This is a genomic window from Microbacterium sp. WCS2018Hpa-9, from assembly GCF_031843745.1.
Taxonomy (GTDB): domain Bacteria; phylum Actinomycetota; class Actinomycetes; order Actinomycetales; family Microbacteriaceae; genus Microbacterium.
The window spans coordinates 453,929-470,438 of sequence record NZ_JAVTIY010000003.1 but is presented as its reverse complement, the minus strand read 5'-3'; the positions used below and the strand labels follow the sequence as shown (position 1 = coordinate 470,438).

15 protein-coding genes and 1 tRNA gene are annotated in these 16,510 nt (G+C 69.4%); 10 read left to right on the top strand and 6 right to left on the bottom strand.

The window, feature by feature from the left end:
* Positions 1-3: 3 nt before the first annotated feature.
* From RQG82_RS08955 to RQG82_RS08930, 6 genes are read left to right on the top strand one after another with little or no spacing between them, the layout of a single operon-like run.
* Positions 4-1,077 carry an iron chelate uptake ABC transporter family permease subunit gene (locus tag RQG82_RS08955; protein WP_311258741.1) on the top strand — a complete coding sequence of 358 codons (1,074 nt, stop codon included), beginning with the start codon at positions 4-6 and terminating at the stop codon, positions 1,075-1,077.
* Positions 1,074-2,156 (top strand): iron chelate uptake ABC transporter family permease subunit, encoded by a 1,083-nt coding sequence (locus RQG82_RS08950; RefSeq protein ID WP_311258740.1) that lies wholly within the window; start codon positions 1,074-1,076, stop codon positions 2,154-2,156. The genes RQG82_RS08955 and RQG82_RS08950 overlap by 4 nt, the downstream gene beginning before the upstream one ends.
* 11 nt (positions 2,157-2,167) lie before the next feature.
* Positions 2,168-2,956 carry an ABC transporter ATP-binding protein gene (locus RQG82_RS08945; protein ID WP_311258739.1) on the top strand — a complete coding sequence of 263 codons (789 nt, stop codon included), beginning with the start codon at positions 2,168-2,170 and terminating at the stop codon, positions 2,954-2,956.
* A complete protein-coding gene (locus RQG82_RS08940; protein WP_311258738.1) occupies positions 2,953-4,614 on the top strand; it encodes an ABC transporter ATP-binding protein in 1,662 nt (553 codons plus the stop codon). The genes RQG82_RS08945 and RQG82_RS08940 overlap by 4 nt, the downstream gene beginning before the upstream one ends.
* Positions 4,607-6,337, top strand: coding sequence for an ABC transporter ATP-binding protein (locus tag RQG82_RS08935; RefSeq protein WP_311258737.1), 1,731 nt, complete (start codon positions 4,607-4,609; stop codon positions 6,335-6,337). The genes RQG82_RS08940 and RQG82_RS08935 overlap by 8 nt, the downstream gene beginning before the upstream one ends.
* Before the next feature lie 52 nt (positions 6,338-6,389).
* On the top strand, positions 6,390-7,583 hold the full coding sequence (locus tag RQG82_RS08930) for a low temperature requirement protein A (protein ID WP_311258736.1): 1,194 nt from the start codon (positions 6,390-6,392) through the stop codon (positions 7,581-7,583).
* Positions 7,584-7,662: 79 nt separating this feature from the next.
* Here RQG82_RS08930 and RQG82_RS08925 read toward each other — a convergent pair.
* Positions 7,663-7,738: transfer RNA gene (locus RQG82_RS08925), tRNA-Met, on the bottom strand.
* A 136-nt stretch (positions 7,739-7,874) separates the two neighbouring features.
* Between RQG82_RS08925 and RQG82_RS08920 the strand changes: the two genes are divergently transcribed.
* On the top strand, positions 7,875-8,810 hold the full coding sequence (locus RQG82_RS08920) for a hypothetical protein (RefSeq protein ID WP_311258735.1): 936 nt from the start codon (positions 7,875-7,877) through the stop codon (positions 8,808-8,810).
* On the opposite strand, the gene RQG82_RS08915 is transcribed toward RQG82_RS08920, so the two are convergent.
* Positions 8,799-9,782, bottom strand: coding sequence for a WYL domain-containing protein (locus RQG82_RS08915; protein WP_311258734.1), 984 nt, complete (start codon positions 9,780-9,782; stop codon positions 8,799-8,801). The genes RQG82_RS08920 and RQG82_RS08915 overlap by 12 nt on opposite strands.
* 61 nt (positions 9,783-9,843) lie before the next feature.
* Between RQG82_RS08915 and RQG82_RS08910 the strand changes: the two genes are divergently transcribed.
* Positions 9,844-10,881, top strand: a complete 1,038-nt coding sequence (locus RQG82_RS08910) for an ATP-binding cassette domain-containing protein (protein WP_311258733.1) — start codon at positions 9,844-9,846, stop codon at positions 10,879-10,881.
* Complete coding sequence (locus RQG82_RS08905) at positions 10,878-11,660, top strand: ABC transporter permease (protein WP_311258732.1); 783 nt, start codon at positions 10,878-10,880, stop codon at positions 11,658-11,660. Before RQG82_RS08910 ends, RQG82_RS08905 begins: the two co-directional genes overlap by 4 nt.
* Positions 11,661-11,718: 58 nt before the next feature.
* Here RQG82_RS08905 and RQG82_RS08900 read toward each other — a convergent pair whose 3' ends face one another.
* On the bottom strand, positions 11,719-12,717 hold the full coding sequence (locus RQG82_RS08900; protein WP_311258731.1) for an NADP-dependent oxidoreductase: 999 nt from the start codon (positions 12,715-12,717) through the stop codon (positions 11,719-11,721).
* Positions 12,718-12,751: 34 nt separating this feature from the next.
* Positions 12,752-13,465 (bottom strand): SDR family oxidoreductase, encoded by a 714-nt coding sequence (locus RQG82_RS08895; protein WP_311258730.1) that lies wholly within the window; start codon positions 13,463-13,465, stop codon positions 12,752-12,754.
* A 105-nt stretch (positions 13,466-13,570) separates the two neighbouring features.
* Here RQG82_RS08895 and RQG82_RS08890 point away from each other — a divergent pair, with 105 nt between their 5' ends.
* Positions 13,571-14,173, top strand: coding sequence for a TetR/AcrR family transcriptional regulator (locus tag RQG82_RS08890; protein WP_311258729.1), 603 nt, complete (start codon positions 13,571-13,573; stop codon positions 14,171-14,173).
* Between the two features lie 29 nt (positions 14,174-14,202).
* Here the strand turns inward: RQG82_RS08890 and RQG82_RS08885 are convergent, their stop codons facing one another.
* Both RQG82_RS08885 and RQG82_RS08880 read right to left on the bottom strand, forming a co-directional pair.
* Positions 14,203-15,594 (bottom strand): DUF6716 putative glycosyltransferase, encoded by a 1,392-nt coding sequence (locus RQG82_RS08885; protein WP_311258728.1) that lies wholly within the window; start codon positions 15,592-15,594, stop codon positions 14,203-14,205.
* The gene (locus RQG82_RS08880; protein WP_311258727.1) at positions 15,591-16,463 is read right to left on the bottom strand and encodes an N-acetylneuraminate synthase family protein; all 873 of its coding nucleotides are present in this window, start codon (positions 16,461-16,463) and stop codon (positions 15,591-15,593) included. The genes RQG82_RS08885 and RQG82_RS08880 overlap by 4 nt, the downstream gene beginning before the upstream one ends.
* Positions 16,464-16,510 lie beyond the last annotated feature (47 nt).

The window sequence follows — 16,510 nt, the reverse complement described above, 5'->3', positions numbered from 1 at the left end:
GAGATGTCCCTGGCGACGAAAGACGGCACGGACGTCTCGCACACGGGCGCGGGGAGTCGTGCAGACGACTCCCCGCGCCGCACCGGGGCGCTGGCGGGTGGACTGGTCATCGCGGTGATCGTGCTGGCCGCCGCCGCCATCGCTTCACTCGCGGTCGGCAATCGGGCGATCGACCCCGCGACCGTGCTCCAGGCGCTCTTCGCGTACGACGACGAGAACCCCCTGCACCTGATGGTCATGGAGCTGCGGGTGCCGCGCACGCTGCTCGGCATCGTCGTCGGCGCCGCCCTTGCGGTCTGCGGCGGCCTGATCCAGGCTTTCACCCGCAACCCGCTGGCCGACCCCGGCATCCTCGGCGTGAATGCGGGCGCCTCGTTCGCCGTCACCTTCGCCGTGGGTGTGCTGGGGCTCACCGCACCAGGCGCCTACGTGCCCTTCGCCCTGCTCGGCGCGTTCGTGCTCACCGTGCTCGTCTACACGCTCGGCTCGTTCGGGCGGTCGGGGGCGACGCCGATGAAGCTGACCCTCGCGGGGGTGGCACTCGGCGCAGCGTTCACGGGCTTCACGACGGCGATCGTGCTGCGCGACCTCGGCACTCTGCAGGTCATGCGCTTCTGGGGCGTCGGGTCCATCGGCGGACGCACCCTCGACCAGCTCGCCTGGGCCGCGCCCCTGATCGCGACCGGCCTCATCATCGCGCTGTTGTGCGCGCGCTCTCTGAACGCTCTGGCCCTGGGCGACGATCTGGCCCAGTCGCTGGGGGCTCGGGTGCGCGTGACCCGTGTGCTCGTCATCATCGCCGTCACCATCCTCGCCGGCACGAGCGTCGCAGCCGCCGGCCCGATCGCCTTCGTCGGGCTGATGATCCCGCACGTGGTGCGCTGGTTCACCGGTCCGGATCAGCGGTGGGTGCTGACCTACTCGATGATCGTCGGCCCCGCCTTCCTGCTCGTGGCCGACATCCTCGGGCGCATCGTGCTGCCCAGCGGAGAGCTGCGCGTCGGCATCGTCACGGCTCTCCTCGGAGCACCGATCCTCATCGTCCTGGTGCGGCGCAGGCGGGTGAGCGGGCTGTGAGCATCGATCAGCGCACCGAGCGCTCTCCCGTGTTCGCGCCCGTCGACCACGGACGCCGCCTGCTGCGCATCGACACCACGCGGATCGCCGCGATCATCCCCGTGCGCTCGCTCGTCGTGTGCGTGGTGCTCATCGTGGCGATCATCGCCGCCGGTCTCGCATCGATGACGATCGGCGCCTATGAGGTCGACTTCGGCTCGGTCATCCGTGCGATCGTCGACCCGTCATCAGATCCCGACATCCGCCAGGTCGTGTTCGAGTGGCGGCTGCCCCGCGTGCTGTTCGCGGTGCTGTGCGGAGCGGCGCTCGCCCTCGCCGGCGGCATCTTCCAATCCCTCACCCGCAATCCACTCGGCTCCCCCGACATCATCGGCTTCGGCGTCGGCGCGCAGTTCGGCGTGACCCTGATGATGGTCGTGCTCGAGCTGAACACATACATGTTCAAGGCGGTCGGGGCGCTCATCGGCGGCCTGTTCACCGCCCTGCTCGTCTACGTACTCGCGAACAAGAACACGCTGTCGTCGTTCCGACTGATCATCGTGGGGATCGGCGTCTCGGCGGGACTCGGCTCGCTCACCTCGTGGATCCTGATCTCGGTCAGCGTCGAGAAGGCCATGATGGCAGCGACGTGGGGAGCGGGCTCGCTCGCCTCTCTCGGCTTCGACCAGCTCGTCCCCGCCGCGATCGTCTTCGCCGTCGTCGCCCTCGCGTGCCTGCCCCTGAACCGCACACTGCCGGTGCTCGAGATGGGCGATGACGCGGCGACCGCTCTGGGCGTGAGCCCTGGGCGCACCCGGCTCGGGGCGATGGTCTTCGGAGTCGCCCTGGTCGCCCTCGTCACCGCAGCCGCGGGGCCGATCTCGTTCATCGCCCTCGCCGCTCCGCAGATCTCGCAACGACTCACCCGCTCGAACACCCCGATGGGCACCGCTCCGGTGATGCTCACCGGCGCCGCGCTCGTGGTGGTGTCGGATGCCGTCGCCCAGCTCGTCGCCGTGCCGGTGGGCGTGGTGACGGTGTCGGTGGGCGGTATCTACCTCGCCTGGCTGCTCGCCGCCCAGTACGCGCGCCGCGCCTGAAAGGAACCCTGATGACCACCTCGCTGCTCGCCCGCGATCTCACCCTGGGCTATGGAGACACCCCCGTCGTCTCGGGGCTGTCTCTGCAGGTTCCGGATGACTCCTTCACGATAATCATCGGGCCGAACGCGTGCGGAAAGTCGACCCTCCTGCGCGGATTCGCACGGCTGCTGCGCCCGACCACCGGCACCGTGCTCCTCGACGGCGCCGAGTTGCGCACGTTCAAGCCGAAGGAGGCTGCGCGCCGGCTCGGGCTCCTGCCCCAGTCGTCGATCGCGCCCGACGGCATCACCGTCGTCGACCTCGTGGGGCGCGGACGATTCCCGCATCAGAGCGCTCTGCGCACCTGGAGCACGGCCGACGAGCAGGCGGTGTCGGAGGCGATGGCCGCCACCGGCATCACCGATCTCTCACGCCGACTGGTCGACGAGCTCTCGGGCGGTCAGCGCCAGCGCGTCTGGGTGGCGATGGCCCTGGCACAGCAGACCAGGCACCTGCTGCTCGACGAGCCGACGACCTTCCTCGACATCGCCCACCAGATCGATCTGCTCGAGTTGTTCGCAGACCTGCACCGGAACGGCACGACCCTCGTCGCCGTGCTGCACGACCTGAATCACGCCGCACGCTATGCGACGCATCTCGTCGCGATGCGCGACGGCGAGATCGTGGCCCAGGGCGATCCGCGCGAGATCATCACCGCCGAACTCGTCGAGGCCGTGTACGACCTGCCCTGCCGTGTGATCACCGATCCCGTCGCCGGCACACCGCTGGTGCTGCCACTCGGTCGGCGCACGTCATGACCGTTACGCCCCGGCAGCTCTTCGCGATCGCGCTCACCTCGCAGGGCCGCGGGCTCACCCTGACCGCGGCGACGACGCTGCTCGTCGTGCACTCGCTCGCCGAGGCCACGATCCCGGTGATCATCGGCGCGACGATCGACCGCGCCGTGCTGCCGTCCGATCCGTCGGCGCTCGCGCTCTGGCTCGGCGTGCTGGCCGGCACGTTCCTCGTGCTGACCGCGAGCTACCAGGCGGCCTCCCGCCTCATGGTCGGCGTCTACGGATACGGCGAGCAGGCGCTGCGGCACCTCACCCTGTCGCGGATGCTCCGCCCCCGCCTCTCTCGACGAGCCGTCACCGCCGGAGAAGCGCTGACCTTCGTCACGTCCGACACCTACCGCGTCGCCGGGGTCGCGTGGTCGGTCGCCCAGCAGTGCGCGACGATCGCGGCGATCACCGGGGCGGCGCTCGCCATGCTGGTGATCTCGCCGATCGCGACGCTCGTCGTCTTCGCGTCGACCATCGCGATGATGGGGGTGATGCGGGTCGTCTCGCGCCCTCTCGAGCGCCGAGGCTCCGTCGAGCAGCACGCGGCGACCGAGGCCGGCGCCGTCGCCGCCGACTTCATGGCGGGCTTCCGGGTGCTCGTCGGCATCGGCGCGCGCGAAGAGGCGGTGCGGCGCTACGTCGAGGCCAGCGACGCGAGTCGCATCGCCGCGACGGCCGCCGGACGATCGCTCGCCTCATACGAGGCGGTGAGCTCGCTGCTCGCCGCGGTGGCCACCACTGCGCTCGCGGGCCTGTCTGCCTGGTTCGCCGCCGAGGGCCAGATCAGCATCGGCGAGCTGGTGACCGTTCTCGGCCTCGCGCAGTTCCTCAGCGGATCCCTCGCCCACGCAGGGTCGTTCCCCTCGAACTGGATCCACAAGCTCGCCTCGGCGAAGCGCCTCGCCGAGATGATCAACGCCGACGACCTGCTCGACGCGCCGTCGGTGACGCCACCGCTCGACGGCGAGCGCGGGGTCGTGAACCGGGACGCGAACGGGGTCGCACTCGCCTTCCGCCCCGCTCCCGAAAGCTCCGAGCGCATCGAGGTGCGCACGGGCGAGCTGCTCGGCATCCGCCCTTCCGACAGCGACACCGCTCGCGCCCTCTCGCGCCTGCTCGGCCTGCGGACCCCAGCCGAGCGAGGCAGGGTCTCGGTCGCCGTCGACGGCGCCCTGCACGACCTGAGAGACCTGGATGCCGCGGACTATCGCCGACGCGTCGTCGCACTGCCGCACCGCCACACGATCGTGACCGGCACGCTGCGCGAGGCCGTGCGCGGACACGGCGACACAGACGATCCGCAGCGCGAGATCATCGAGGCGGCTGCGCTGCACGACACGATCGCCGAGGTCGGCGGGTGGCAGGCGCAGGTCGGCGAGTCGGGCAGACGGCTCTCGGGCGGGCAGCGTCAGCGCATCGGGATCGCGCGGGCACTGCACACCGACGCCGCCGTCGTGGTGCTCGATGAGCCGACCTCGGCCGTCGACGCGATCACCGAGGCGCACATCGCTCGTGCTCTGTCAGGACTCGAGCGGACAGCCATCGTGATCAGCACCTCGCCGACGCTGCTCGCCGCGTGCGACCGGGTCGTCGACCTCTCGGATGAAGGATCGGAAGCCCACCATGACTGACACTCCGACCCCGCTGCTGCCGATCGCGACCGGCGCCAGGGTGCTGGTCGTCATCAGAATGCTGCTGCGACGCCACCGACGGCGATCGGCGGGCACTGCGGTGCTCTTCCTCGTGGCATCCGCTCTGGGGGTGGTGCTGCCCGCGTGCCTCGGGCGGATAGTCGACGCCGTCTCGACCGACGCGGGCATCGCGGTGATCGTCGGCTGGGTGGTCGGCGCGGGAGCCGGGGCGATCGCCGCCGCGCTGGTGATGCTGTGGGCCGCGCGCGTGCTGACCGGGCTGGTGCAGGATGTGCTGGCCGATCTGCGCGAAGACGTGTTCGCGTCGGCGATGCGCCTGCCGGTGAGCACGGTCGACGACGGAGAGACCGCCGATCTGCTCTCCCGGGTCACGGGTGACGTCGACGCGGTGGCCGAAGCCGGCGGCGACGTCGTGCCGATGCTGCTGTCGGCGGGCTTCGCCATCGGAGTCTCCCTGGTCGCCCTGACCGCCCTCGACCCATGGCTCGCACTCGCGGGGATCGCGAGCGTGCCGTTCTACCTGCTCGGCACCAGGGCATTCCTGCGGCGCTCACGGGTGGTGTTCCGCGAGGTCCGGGTGCGCGAGGCCGCGCGCAGCCAGGCCGTGCTCGAAGCAGTGGAGGGTATCGAGACCCTCACCGCCCTCAACGAGCAGGACCACGCTCTGACGCGTGTCAGCACGCGGGCGGAGGACTCGATCCGGATGCAGATCGAGGGCGTGCGCGTGCGCAACCGTCTGTTCCGGTGGATCAACGGCGGAGAGCTGGTCGGCCTCGGCGCGATCCTCGCTGCCGGGTTCGTGCTGCAGGCGAACGGCGCGATCACCGTGGGCATGGTCACGACGGCCGCCCTGCTGTTCCATCGGCTGTTCGATCCGGTCGGCCAGCTCATCTTCGGCCTCGACGACATCCAGCGGGCGGCTATCGGACTCGCGCGGCTCGTCGGCATCATCGATCTGGCGCCGGCGAAGCCCACGGCTGCTGCGGAGGCGACGGGCTCTCCCGACCGGAAGCGTCGCGCGACATCCGTCGGAGTCGACCTGCGCGACGTCGGCTATCGATACCCGACGACGGGGCGCGGCATCAGCGAGATCACACTGCGCATCGAACCCGGCACGACGGCCGCGCTCGTCGGATCATCGGGTTCGGGCAAGAGCACGCTCGCCCGGGTCATCGCCGGACACCACCCTGCGACAACGGGCACCGTGCGCATCGAGCCCGAGACGACCACCCCGTACTACCTGTCGCAGGAGCTGCACCAGTTCCGCGGCACGATCGCCGACAACCTGCGCCTCGTCGCGCCCGATGCCGACCACGACGAGATGGTCGCCGTGCTGGTGGCGGTCGGAGCGAAGTGGGCGGTGGATTCGCTGACATCCACCGGCGCGGGTGTCTCTCTCGATGAGGGACGCATTCAGCAGCTGGCCATCGCGCGGGCGCTGCTCGCGGATCCTGCCGTGGTGATCCTCGACGAGGCGACGGCCGATGTCGGACTGCTCCATCGCGATGCCGTCGAGGAGGCGATCCGCGTGCTGCGCCGGGATCGCACGACCGTGCTGATCGCGCATCGACTCGAACCGGTGTCGACCGCCGAGCAGATCATCGTGTTCGCAGACGGCCGAGCCGCCCAACGCGGCACGCACGACGAACTGCTCGCGACAGAGGGGCTCTATCGCAGCTTCTGGCTGGCCCAGGCGGGGTAGTCCTACGTTTCCGTAATGGTGCCGTCTCAGCCGGCGATGCCAGGATGGTCGCATGGCATTCGGGATGGCCCGCGACGTGCTGCGCCCCACGGACTCTCCGCGCGCGGATCGAGTGACCTATGTCGAGCTGTTCTTCGACCTCGTGTTCGTCCTCGCGCTGACTCAGCTGTCTGCCTACCTCTACGAGAATCAGACGCCCCTGGGCGCCTTCGAGGGCGTCATCATGGTGTGCGCTCTGTGGTGGGCCTGGGTGTCGACCACCTGGGTGACCAATTGGCTCGACCCCGTGAAGCTGCCCGTGCGCGGGGCGGTGATCGCACTGGCCTTCGTAGCGCTCGTGATGAGCGTCTCGATCGCTGAGGCGTTCGGCGAGCGCGCGTGGGCGTTCGCGATCGCCTACGTCGTCCTCCAGATCGGGCGCACGGTCTTCATCGTGTGGGCGACAGCCCGTCACGACGGGCGGGTGGCCCGCGATTTCTCGCTCATCCTGTGCTGGACGGTCGCCGGTGGCGCGTTGTGGATCGCCGGCGCACTGATGCCCCTCGGGTGGCAGCTGCCGTTGTGGGCCGCAGCGCTGGCACTCGAACTGCTGGGCACCGTGCTCGGCTTCCCGGTCCCCGGACGGGGGAGGGTGCAGCTGAGGTCCTGGGATCTGTCCGGTCCGCACATCGCCGAGCGCACGTCCCTCTTCGTGCTCATCGCGCTCGGTGAAGGACTGTTGGTCACCGGCTTCGCGTTCGTCGACAAGGAATCGTCCGTCGCATCCATCGCTGCCTTGGTGACAGCGTTCGTCGCCGCAGGGGCGACCTGGTGGATCTACTTCGATCACGGCGAACGCATCGGCGCGGAGGCGATCGAGGTGTCGGACGAGCCGGCCCGGGTCGCTCGCACCGTGTACACCTGGGTGCATCTTCTGATTATCGCCGGCATCGTTCTGATGAGCGTGGGCGACAAGGAGATGCTCGCGCTTCCGGACCAGCACGGCCCCGCCGTAACGGTCGTGGTCGTCGGCGCACCGATTCTCTTCCTCGCCGGCACGGTGCTGTTCCGCCGCGTGCTCGAAGGGCGCTGGGCGCGAGCTCAGCTGATCGGTCTCGTGGCTCTTGCTCTGCTCGCCGGTGTCGGGCTCGCGGGCCTCACCGTCAACGCACTCACGCTGTCGATCACGACGGCGATGGTTCTCGTCGGTGTCGCAGCGGGCGAGACCCTCGAGCGTCTGCGTCGCGGTCGCCGGGCAGGGGGCTGATCGCGGGCGGCCGAAGGCACGCGTCCGTTGTCTGCGCGTGAAGCAAAGAAGAAGACCAGGAGCGCAGAGCCCGAAAGAGTGGACGCGACGGCGGGAGTCGAACCCGCCACGCCTTCAGGTATGAACTGAGGCCCGGGACCGCCCGGATCGCCGCGATGGGAATGACGTTACCCGGCCGCGATCAGGAAGGCCAGGATCGTTGCGGGGATTGACCGAGTGAGTCCGCGCATGACAGGAGTCGTCACGCCGCGTCACACGCCGGCGTCCGACGAGCGGTGTAGCGTCGCGAATATGGCAGCCGCAGACAGTCCAGCGACGACCCCGCAGAAGACCCATCGCTACCTCCGTCTGTCGCTGGTGCTGATCGTGTTCGCGCTGCTCGTCAGCGTCGTGCTGCAGAGCGTCATCGTGATGTGGGAGCCGGTGATCTTCGGCTGGCATCCGCTCCCCTCGATCAGCTACGCGGTCTACACCCCGGCCCGCGACGTCTTCGTCGGAGCACTGATCACGGTATCCGTGGTGCTTCTCGCCCTCTCGGGGCGCAGCCGCGCGACGACTCTGCTCGACGTGTGCGCCGTCTTCGCGCCGCTCATCGCGATCGTTCCGACCGGGCTCGCCGACACTCGCGCGGTCGGTCACATCCCGTGCCCGGTCGCCACCGACTGCATCCCCGCCGGATACGTCGGCAGCGCCAAGGCCGGGATCGCCGTCTACGCCGTAGTGGTGGTGGCCGTGGTGATCACCATGGCGGTGATCCGCCGCCGCACGCGCACGCCGAACCGGGCAGCCGCGCTGGTGTCGGCGATCGCGCTCGTCACGGCTGCGGTGGTCACGGCCCTCGCCTTCGCGCCGGCGCTCAACGAGTACTTCCCGTTCAACTTCTGGCCCGTGAACAGCATCCACTTCGCGGTGACCCTGCTCTTCTTCGGCGTGTTCGCGGCGGTTCCGATCCTCTACGCGGGCGGACCGCTCGACCCCGGCGAGACCCCGCCCACGCCCCGCCAGCGATCGATCTACCGCTGGATCTCGGGGCTGCTGATCGCAGATCTCGTGCTGCTGGTGGTGGCGGTGCTCTTCCGCCAGGCCTTCGGTGAGACCCCCGTCGTGCTCATCGGCGAGGCCATCGCCCTGATCCTGTTCGCGACGTTCTGGTGGGTGCAGACCTTCCAGCGGTGGAACGACCCGAACCCGCCCTCCATCATCGCGCGTACAACCTCAGGGGTGTGAAGGAGCGGGCGCATCGAGTGCCCGCAGCAGCCGTTCCACCGACTCCCTGAGTTCCGCGCGATGCGGCTCGGGGAACGACGTCGTGTACTCGACGCCCTCGGGGATCCAGAGCAGCGCGTACATCGCCTCGCGCCAGTCCGAGCCGCCGAACGGCCACCGGGTGCGATCGTCGTCCTCAGCCGTCGCACCCTCCGACCACGGCCCGAACATGGTCTGCATCTCGGGGAACGGCAGCTGCATCACGGCATCCGCCTCGATCTTCTGCGGCGACCACGAGGCGGCGATGAGCACCCGCTCGTCGACCTCTTCGGTGGTGATCTCGCGTCGCGTGAACAGCACCCTGGTGTGCTCGACCGAGACGATGCGGTCGACGCGAAAAGTGCGCCAGTCATCACGATCGAGGTCCCAGCACAGCAGGAACCACTTGCGCCCTGACGGTGCCAGCGCGTGCGGCTCGACGCGGCGGATGCTCTCGGCCCCGGCCCCGTCGATGTAACGCATCCGCAGACGCTCGTGATCGCGGGTCGCGAGCGCGATCTCGCCCAGAACGACGGGCGAGACCACCGGCGCATCGCCGATGCGCGGTGGCTGCACGGCGGCGGCGAGCGCGTTGACCCGCTGACGCAGAGCAGACGGCAGCACCTGCTCGAGCTTCGCGAGCGCCGTCAGGGTCACCTCGGCACCGCCCACCAGCTGCTGCGTCGCCGCGACGCGCAGCCCGATCGCCATGGTCACCGCCTCGTCATCGGTGAGCAGCAGCGGGGGCACGGCGCTTCCGGCCTCGAGACGGTATCCCCCGGCAGCACCCGGCGTCGACTCGACCCGATATCCCAGCTCCCGCAGCCGATCGACGTCTCGACGTACAGTGCGCTCGGTGACGCCGAGGCGTCCGGCGAGCTCGGCGCCCGGCCAGTGCCGATGCGTCTGCAGCAGATTGAGCAGAGCGAGAGCGCGAGAGGTGGTGTCGGACATGCTCCAAGATTGACAGATATTGCGGACAGGATCTGTCCTGGTTGGGTTCTAACCTGCAGGCATGTCGAACGAATCCATCATCGAAACCGAAGGCCTCACCAAGGTCTTCACCGTCAAGAAGACGTCGGTCGAAGCGGTCACCGACCTCTCCTTCACTGCGGTGCGCGGCGAGCTCGTCGCGTTCCTCGGTCCGAACGGCGCGGGCAAGTCCACGAGCCTGCGGATGCTGACGACGCTCATCCCGCCGACCTCGGGCACGGCACGCGTGGTCGGCCACGACATCCGCACGGATGCCGCCGGGGTGCGCGCCCGCATCGGATACGTCGGTCAGCTCACGAGCGGCAGCTTCTCGCAGCGGGTGCGCGATGAGTTGCTCAGCCAGGGCGCGTTCTACGGCATGAGCCGGCGCGACAGCATCCGTCGCGCCGACGACCTGATCGAGTCCCTCGATCTCTCCTCGTTCGCGACTCGCACGGTGCAGCAGCTCAGCGGAGGGCAGAAGCGTCGGCTCGACATCGCGCTCGGCCTCATGCACGCGCCGCCGCTGATCTTCTTGGACGAGCCGTCGACCGGCCTCGACCCGCAGAGCAGGGCCAACCTGTGGGAGCACATCCTCGACCTGCGCACGCAGCACGGCACGACCGTCTTCCTCACCACGCACTATCTCGAAGAGGCCGACAGATATGCCGAGCGAGTGATGGTCATGGACAAGGGCCGCATCATCGCCGACGACGACGCGGCAGCACTCAAGGCGACCCTCGCCGGCGACGTGCTCACCTTCGGCTTCGCGAACGATGCGGATGCCGCGAACGCACGCTCCGTCGTCGCTCGCCTCAGCGCGGCCGAGGTCTCGCTCGACGGCGACTCGCTGTCGCTGGCCGTGCCGGACGGCGACCGACTGCTGCCGGTGATCGTGCGCGAGCTGGATGCCGCCGGCATCCTCGTCCGTCGGGCGACCGGGGTTCCGCCCACGCTCGACGATGTCTTCCTCGCCCTCACCGGGCGCACACTGCGCGAAGCGGGCGAAGGCAGCGCCGATGCATCCGATTCGGAAGCCGTCAGCACCACCGAGACCGACAAGACAGGAGTCCTCTCATGACCGCCACGACCGACACCCTCGTGCGTGCGAACCTCGTGCGCGACACCAAGAACGTGCTGACCCGCGAACTCAAGCCGGTGCTGCGCGACCCGTTCACGCTGATCTTCAGCCTGCTGCAGCCGCTCGTGTTCCTCGGTCTGTTCGCTCCGCTGCTGATCGGCGGCTCCGGTCAGCCGGCCGGCGAGACCCTCGCCTGGTTCGTGCCCGGCGTGCTCGTGATGATCGTGCTGTTCGGCACCGGCGCCACGGGGTCGAACCTGCAGTACGAGATGATGACCGGCTCGCACGAGCGCACTCTGGTCGCACCGCTCGCCCGCTCGTCGCTGCTCGTGGGTCGTGCACTCAAGGAGATCGCGCCGATCGTGGTGCAGGCGCTGATCATCGTGCTGATCGCGTGGCCGTTCGGGTTCGCGATCAACGTGCCTGGCCTGCTCATCGGGCTCGCCCTGCTCGCGGTCTTCGGCGTCGGACTCGGCTCGCTGTCGTACTCGCTGGCGCTGGCCACGAAGGACCGCGAGTGGCTGTTCTGGGGAGTGCAGCAGTCGCTGATCTTCCCGCTGCTGATCCTCTCGGGCATGCTGCTTCCGCTCGACGACGCCCCCGAGTGGATGCGCGCGGTCGCCGCAGTGAACCCGGTCAACTGGGTGGTGCAGGCCGAACGCGCGCTGTTCGCGGGCGACCTCGGCGATCCGACCGTGCTGTGGGGTTGGGTTTCGGCTCTCGCCGTCGCGGTCGTCGGACTCGTGGTGGGAGTGCGGGCGATCCGTCGCAGCAGCTGACGCGACACGTCCGCACCGTCGGCCCGATGTCCGGGCGGGCGGTGCGGACGTCGCGCGATCAGGACTCGAGGGTGGCGACGATCTTGCCGCGGCCTCCGCCCGCCGCGAGATCGGCGAGCGCAGCGGGGATCTGCTCGAACGGATAGGTCTTCGCGACGACGGGCCTGAGAACCCCCTCGTCGACGAGGGTCGCGATGCGACCCAGCTGGTCGCCGTCGGCGCGCATGAACAGGAACTCGTAGGCGACACCGAGCCGCCACGCCTGGCGCCGGATCCGGCGGCTGAGCATGCGGATCGCCGCAGAGACCAGCACGCCGAGCCCCATCCGCTTCGCGAACGTCGGGTCGGGTGGACCTGAGATGCCGATCACGAGGCCACCGGGCCGCAGCACCCGCAGCGACTTCGCGAGGTTCTCGCCGCCCAGACTGTCGAGCACGAGGTCGTACTCCGAGAGGATCGCCTCGAAGTCCTCCGCGCGATAGTCGATCACGACGTCGGCGCCCAGCTCACGGACGAAGTCGGCGTTCGCCGCGCTCGCGGTGGTCGCCACGAGCGCGCCGAGGTGCTTCGCGAGCTGGATGGCGATCGAGCCGACTCCTCCTGCTCCCGCATGGATCAGCACCTTCTGCCCCGGCCCGACGTGGCCGCTCTCGACCAGGGCCTGCCAGGCCGTGAGCGCGACCAGGGGCAGCGAAGCCGCCTCCGCCATCGAGACGCTCACGGGAACGAGGGCGAGATCCGCTTCCGCCACCGCGATGCGCTCGGCGAACGCCCCCATCCGACTCTGGTCGGGGCGGGCGAACACCCGGTCGCCCGCCCTGAAGGACTCGACCAGGCGGCCGACCCGGATCACCGTGCCCGCCACGTCGTTGCCGAGCACGACCGGCAGCGCGTAGGGCAGGATCTGCGCGAACTCCCCTGCCCGGATCTTCTCGTCGAGCTGGTTGAGCCCGACAGCCTCGACCCGGATCAGGACGTCTCGCTCTCCGACCTCCGGCTCCTCGACCTCGGTCAGCTCCAGCGGCTGCTTGTACTTGGTGAGCACGAATGCGCGCATCGTCGTTCCCCTGTCCGTTCTGGTTCGATCGGGATCAGTCGACTGCGGGCTGAAGCTGCGGGTAGACCGCTTCCAATGGAGCGCTCAGACCGGCCTTGAGCTGCACCGAGATCTCGTCGGCGAGCACCTCGTACTCGCCCCGCTCAGTGGCATCCAGGATCGCCCGCACCAGCTCGGCGGGGTCGGTCTTGGGGTCGGAGACGTGCTCCGCCATCGCCGTGTCGACGTATCCGACGTGCACACCGACGACATGGACGCCCGCGGGCGCCAGCTCGAGACGGAGCGAGTTGGTGGCCGACCACAGGGCTGCCTTCGTGGCGCTGTAGATGCCGCCGACCGCGAACCAGGCGAGGGCCGAGTGGATGTCGATGACCGTCGCTCCGGGACGACCGCTGAGCAGCGGGGCGTAGGCCCGCGTCAGAAAGAGCGGGCCGAGGAAGTTCGTCTCGACATTGTGGCGGATCTCGTCGTCGGAATGGGTGAGGATGCCCGCGGTCGGCACGGATGCGCCGGCGTTGTTGATGAGCACCGTCACATCGGGTGCCGCCTCGACGACGGCGCGGATCGACTCGGCATCCGTGACGTCGAGTCGCAGGGGCACCACTCGCTCGTCGGCCCACTCGCGCGGGGTCCGCGCAGTGGCGTACACCTTGGCCGCTCCGCGCCTGAGCGCCTCCTCGACGAAGCGGGTGCCGATGCCCCCGTTCGCTCCGGTGATGAGGACGACTGCGCCATCGAGTGAAGGCATGGATTGCTCCTTGAAGTTTGGGACAATGTGGTGTCTGCTGAGTTCGCACGTAAGCGACTTCAGTCATAACTGAGCGCAATCAGTTTATATTCCCGAGAGGACGAGATGTCGACACCCGCACCGCCCCTCGGCCGCCGCGAGCGCAACAAGCAGCAGAAGCTCGAGCGGATCACCGCCGCCGCGACCGAGCTGTTCGCCGAGCACGGCATCGACGACGTCACGACACAGCAGATCGCCGAGAAGGCAGATGTCGGCACGGGCACGCTCTTCCTGTACGCCAAGACGAAAGGCGAACTGCTGCTGCTGGTGCAGAACGCGCACTACGCCGTGGCGCTCGAGACCGGACGCGCCGCAGCCGAAGCGACGTCGGACACTCTCGAGGCGGCGATGGCTCTCCTCCGCCCGATCATCGAGTGCAACCGCGCCCAGATCGAGAACGGCCGCACGTACCTTCGTGAGATGGTGTTCGGCAGCGCGACGGACGCCCACCATGCCGAGGCTCTGCGCATCGTCGGCGACACCGAGAGCGCACTCGCCGACATCCTTCGCCGCGATCCTCGCTTCGACGAGAACCGGTCGGTCGTACTCGCCCGGATCGTGTCTGCGGTGATGTTCGTCACGATGGCGGCGAGCGTCAACGCGGAGTCGAGCATCGACGAGATCGCTCAGGACGTCAGGACGCAGGTCGGCGCGCTGCTCGACCGCTGAGCCCGAGCGCCGACCGGCGACTCAGCGCCTCAGCGCCGGATCGAGTCGTGGAACGGGTTCGGCTCCAGCGTGAAGTCCGTCGTCGCATCGGCCCAGGTGGCACCGTCGCCCGACGAGCGCCCGCGGCGCAGCGCGGCGAGCAGGGTCGTCGCGGGCACCCCCACGGCGAGAGCTGCGGTGCCGCCGAGCGTGCGATCCTTCGAGCCGAGCACACTCGCGCGGTGCCATGCCTCGTGCATCGCTCCGCCTCGGGCTGCAGGCACGTGCTTCGCCGGCAGAGCACCGGCCCTGCGCAGGGCGACGAGCTGCTCGACGTGGTTCCACCAGGTCGAGTCGGCCGCAGGGTGGAAGTAGTTGTCTCGCAGCCAGGCGGGGTGCGGATGCCGGAATCGACCGGCCACGACCTCGTTGCGCCCACCGAGCAGACCGCTTCCGACGAAGACGGTGTTCAGCAGGCTCTTGCTGACTCCGAACGAATCGAGAGCGATCACGGGCACACCGAGTGCCACGGCCTCGACGGCTGCGGTCGAGCTGACCGTGACGAGTCCGGCCGCCGTCGAGAGCGCCGCGGCCATCGAGGAGTACGAGACCACGAGGTTGTCAGGACGCCGGGCAGGCAGCAGCTCGAGATACGGGTCGCGCTCGAGGTGGGTCTCGGACTCCCCCGGACGCGAGCGCAGCTTGACGACGACTCGGCGACTCGGGTCGGCCTCGGCCGCTCTGATGAGAGTCGCGGCGATCTCGGCACGTTCGTCCCGACCGACCGGCACGAGCGCCTGCGCCGCGAACACGATGTCGGTCGCCGGCATGCGCACGGCGCTCGGAGCCGGCGGACGGTCGGCGATGAGGGTGCCTGCCGGGTGCCCTGCGTCGGCCGCGAGCACGCGGGCGCGGTCGGCGGCGAGCATCCGTGATCGAGATCGGGCGAAGGGCAGGGTGGCCAGCGCCGTCGGCACCTGCACGCCGATCCGGCGGCCCAGCTCGGCGAACGCACGCTCCTCCCGATGGGAGTGCACGACGAGCAGGTCGGCGTGGCGGCGGTATTCCAGGGCGCCGCGCTGGGCGGGGATCGCCATTCCCGGCAGCCCCGCGACCACCACAGGGCGGTGCGAGAGCGTGTCGACCAGGCGTCCCATCAGGCGCACGAACGGTCCCCGCCCCGCGAGCAGGACGACGTCGGGCCGCTGCCCGTCGAGCCAGGCGGCAGCCTGCGCGAAACCGATGCGGGTGACGTCGCCTGACCGCATTCCAGTGCCGGCCAGCGCCGTGCACTGCTGATCGACACTCGCGGTCAGCGGCGTCTGCACCAGCAGCAGATGCGCACGGATGCCGGGCACACTGCCGAGCAGCGACGCCGACCACTTCACGAAGGAGTCGGCGTCGGCGATCGCGACGACCCGCAGTGCGCCCGATCCGGTCATGCCGAGATGCGACGCAGCTTGGCCATGGGCGCGCGCTCGCTGTCGAACACGCGCTTGACGCCGTCGCCCAGAGCCATCTCGATCACGCGGATGTCGCGCACGAGGTGCTCGAGGCCGGTGGGTTCGAGGGATGCCGCATGGTCGGAGCCCCACATCGTGCGGTCGAGCGTGATGTGGCGTTCGACCGCGACCGCGCCGATCGCGACCGCAGCGAGAGAGATCTGCAGACCGCGCTCGTGACCCGAGTAGCCGACCGGCACTCCGGGGTAGCGGTCACGCAGCGTGGCGATCGCACGGAGGTTGGCCTCTTCGGGCTCGAGGGGGTAGGTCGACGTGGCGTGCATGAGCACGACGCGGTCGGTGCCGAGCGTGGTGAGCGCGCGGTCGATCTGCTCGATCGTCGACATGCCGGTCGAGAGGATGATCGGCTTGCCGGTCTCGCGCAGCGCGACGAGCAGCTCGGTGTCGGTGAGGCTGGCCGACGCGACCTTGTGCGCCACGACGTTGAGGTCTTCGAGGAACTCGACACTGGGCACATCCCACGGAGATGCGAACCAGTCGAGTCCGAGCATCGTGGCGTGGTCGCCGATGGCGATGTACTCGTCGCGGCCGAACTCGACGCGGCGGCGGTAGTCGAGGTAGCTCATCGTGCCCCACGGCGTCTCGCGCGGAACATCGCGCATGTGCTCGGGGGTGGAGATCTCGGGGGTGCGCTTCTGGAACTTCACGGCGTCGGCTCCCGCCTTCGCCGCGACGTCGATCAGACGCTTGGCGATGTCGACGTCGCCGTTGTGGTTGAGGCCGATCTCCGCGATGACATAGGCGGGGTGGCCGCCGCCGATCACGCGTGAGCCGATGCTGACAGTCATGGTTCCTCCGGTCGTCGAAATGGCCTTCTCTCTTGAGTACGCGCCGA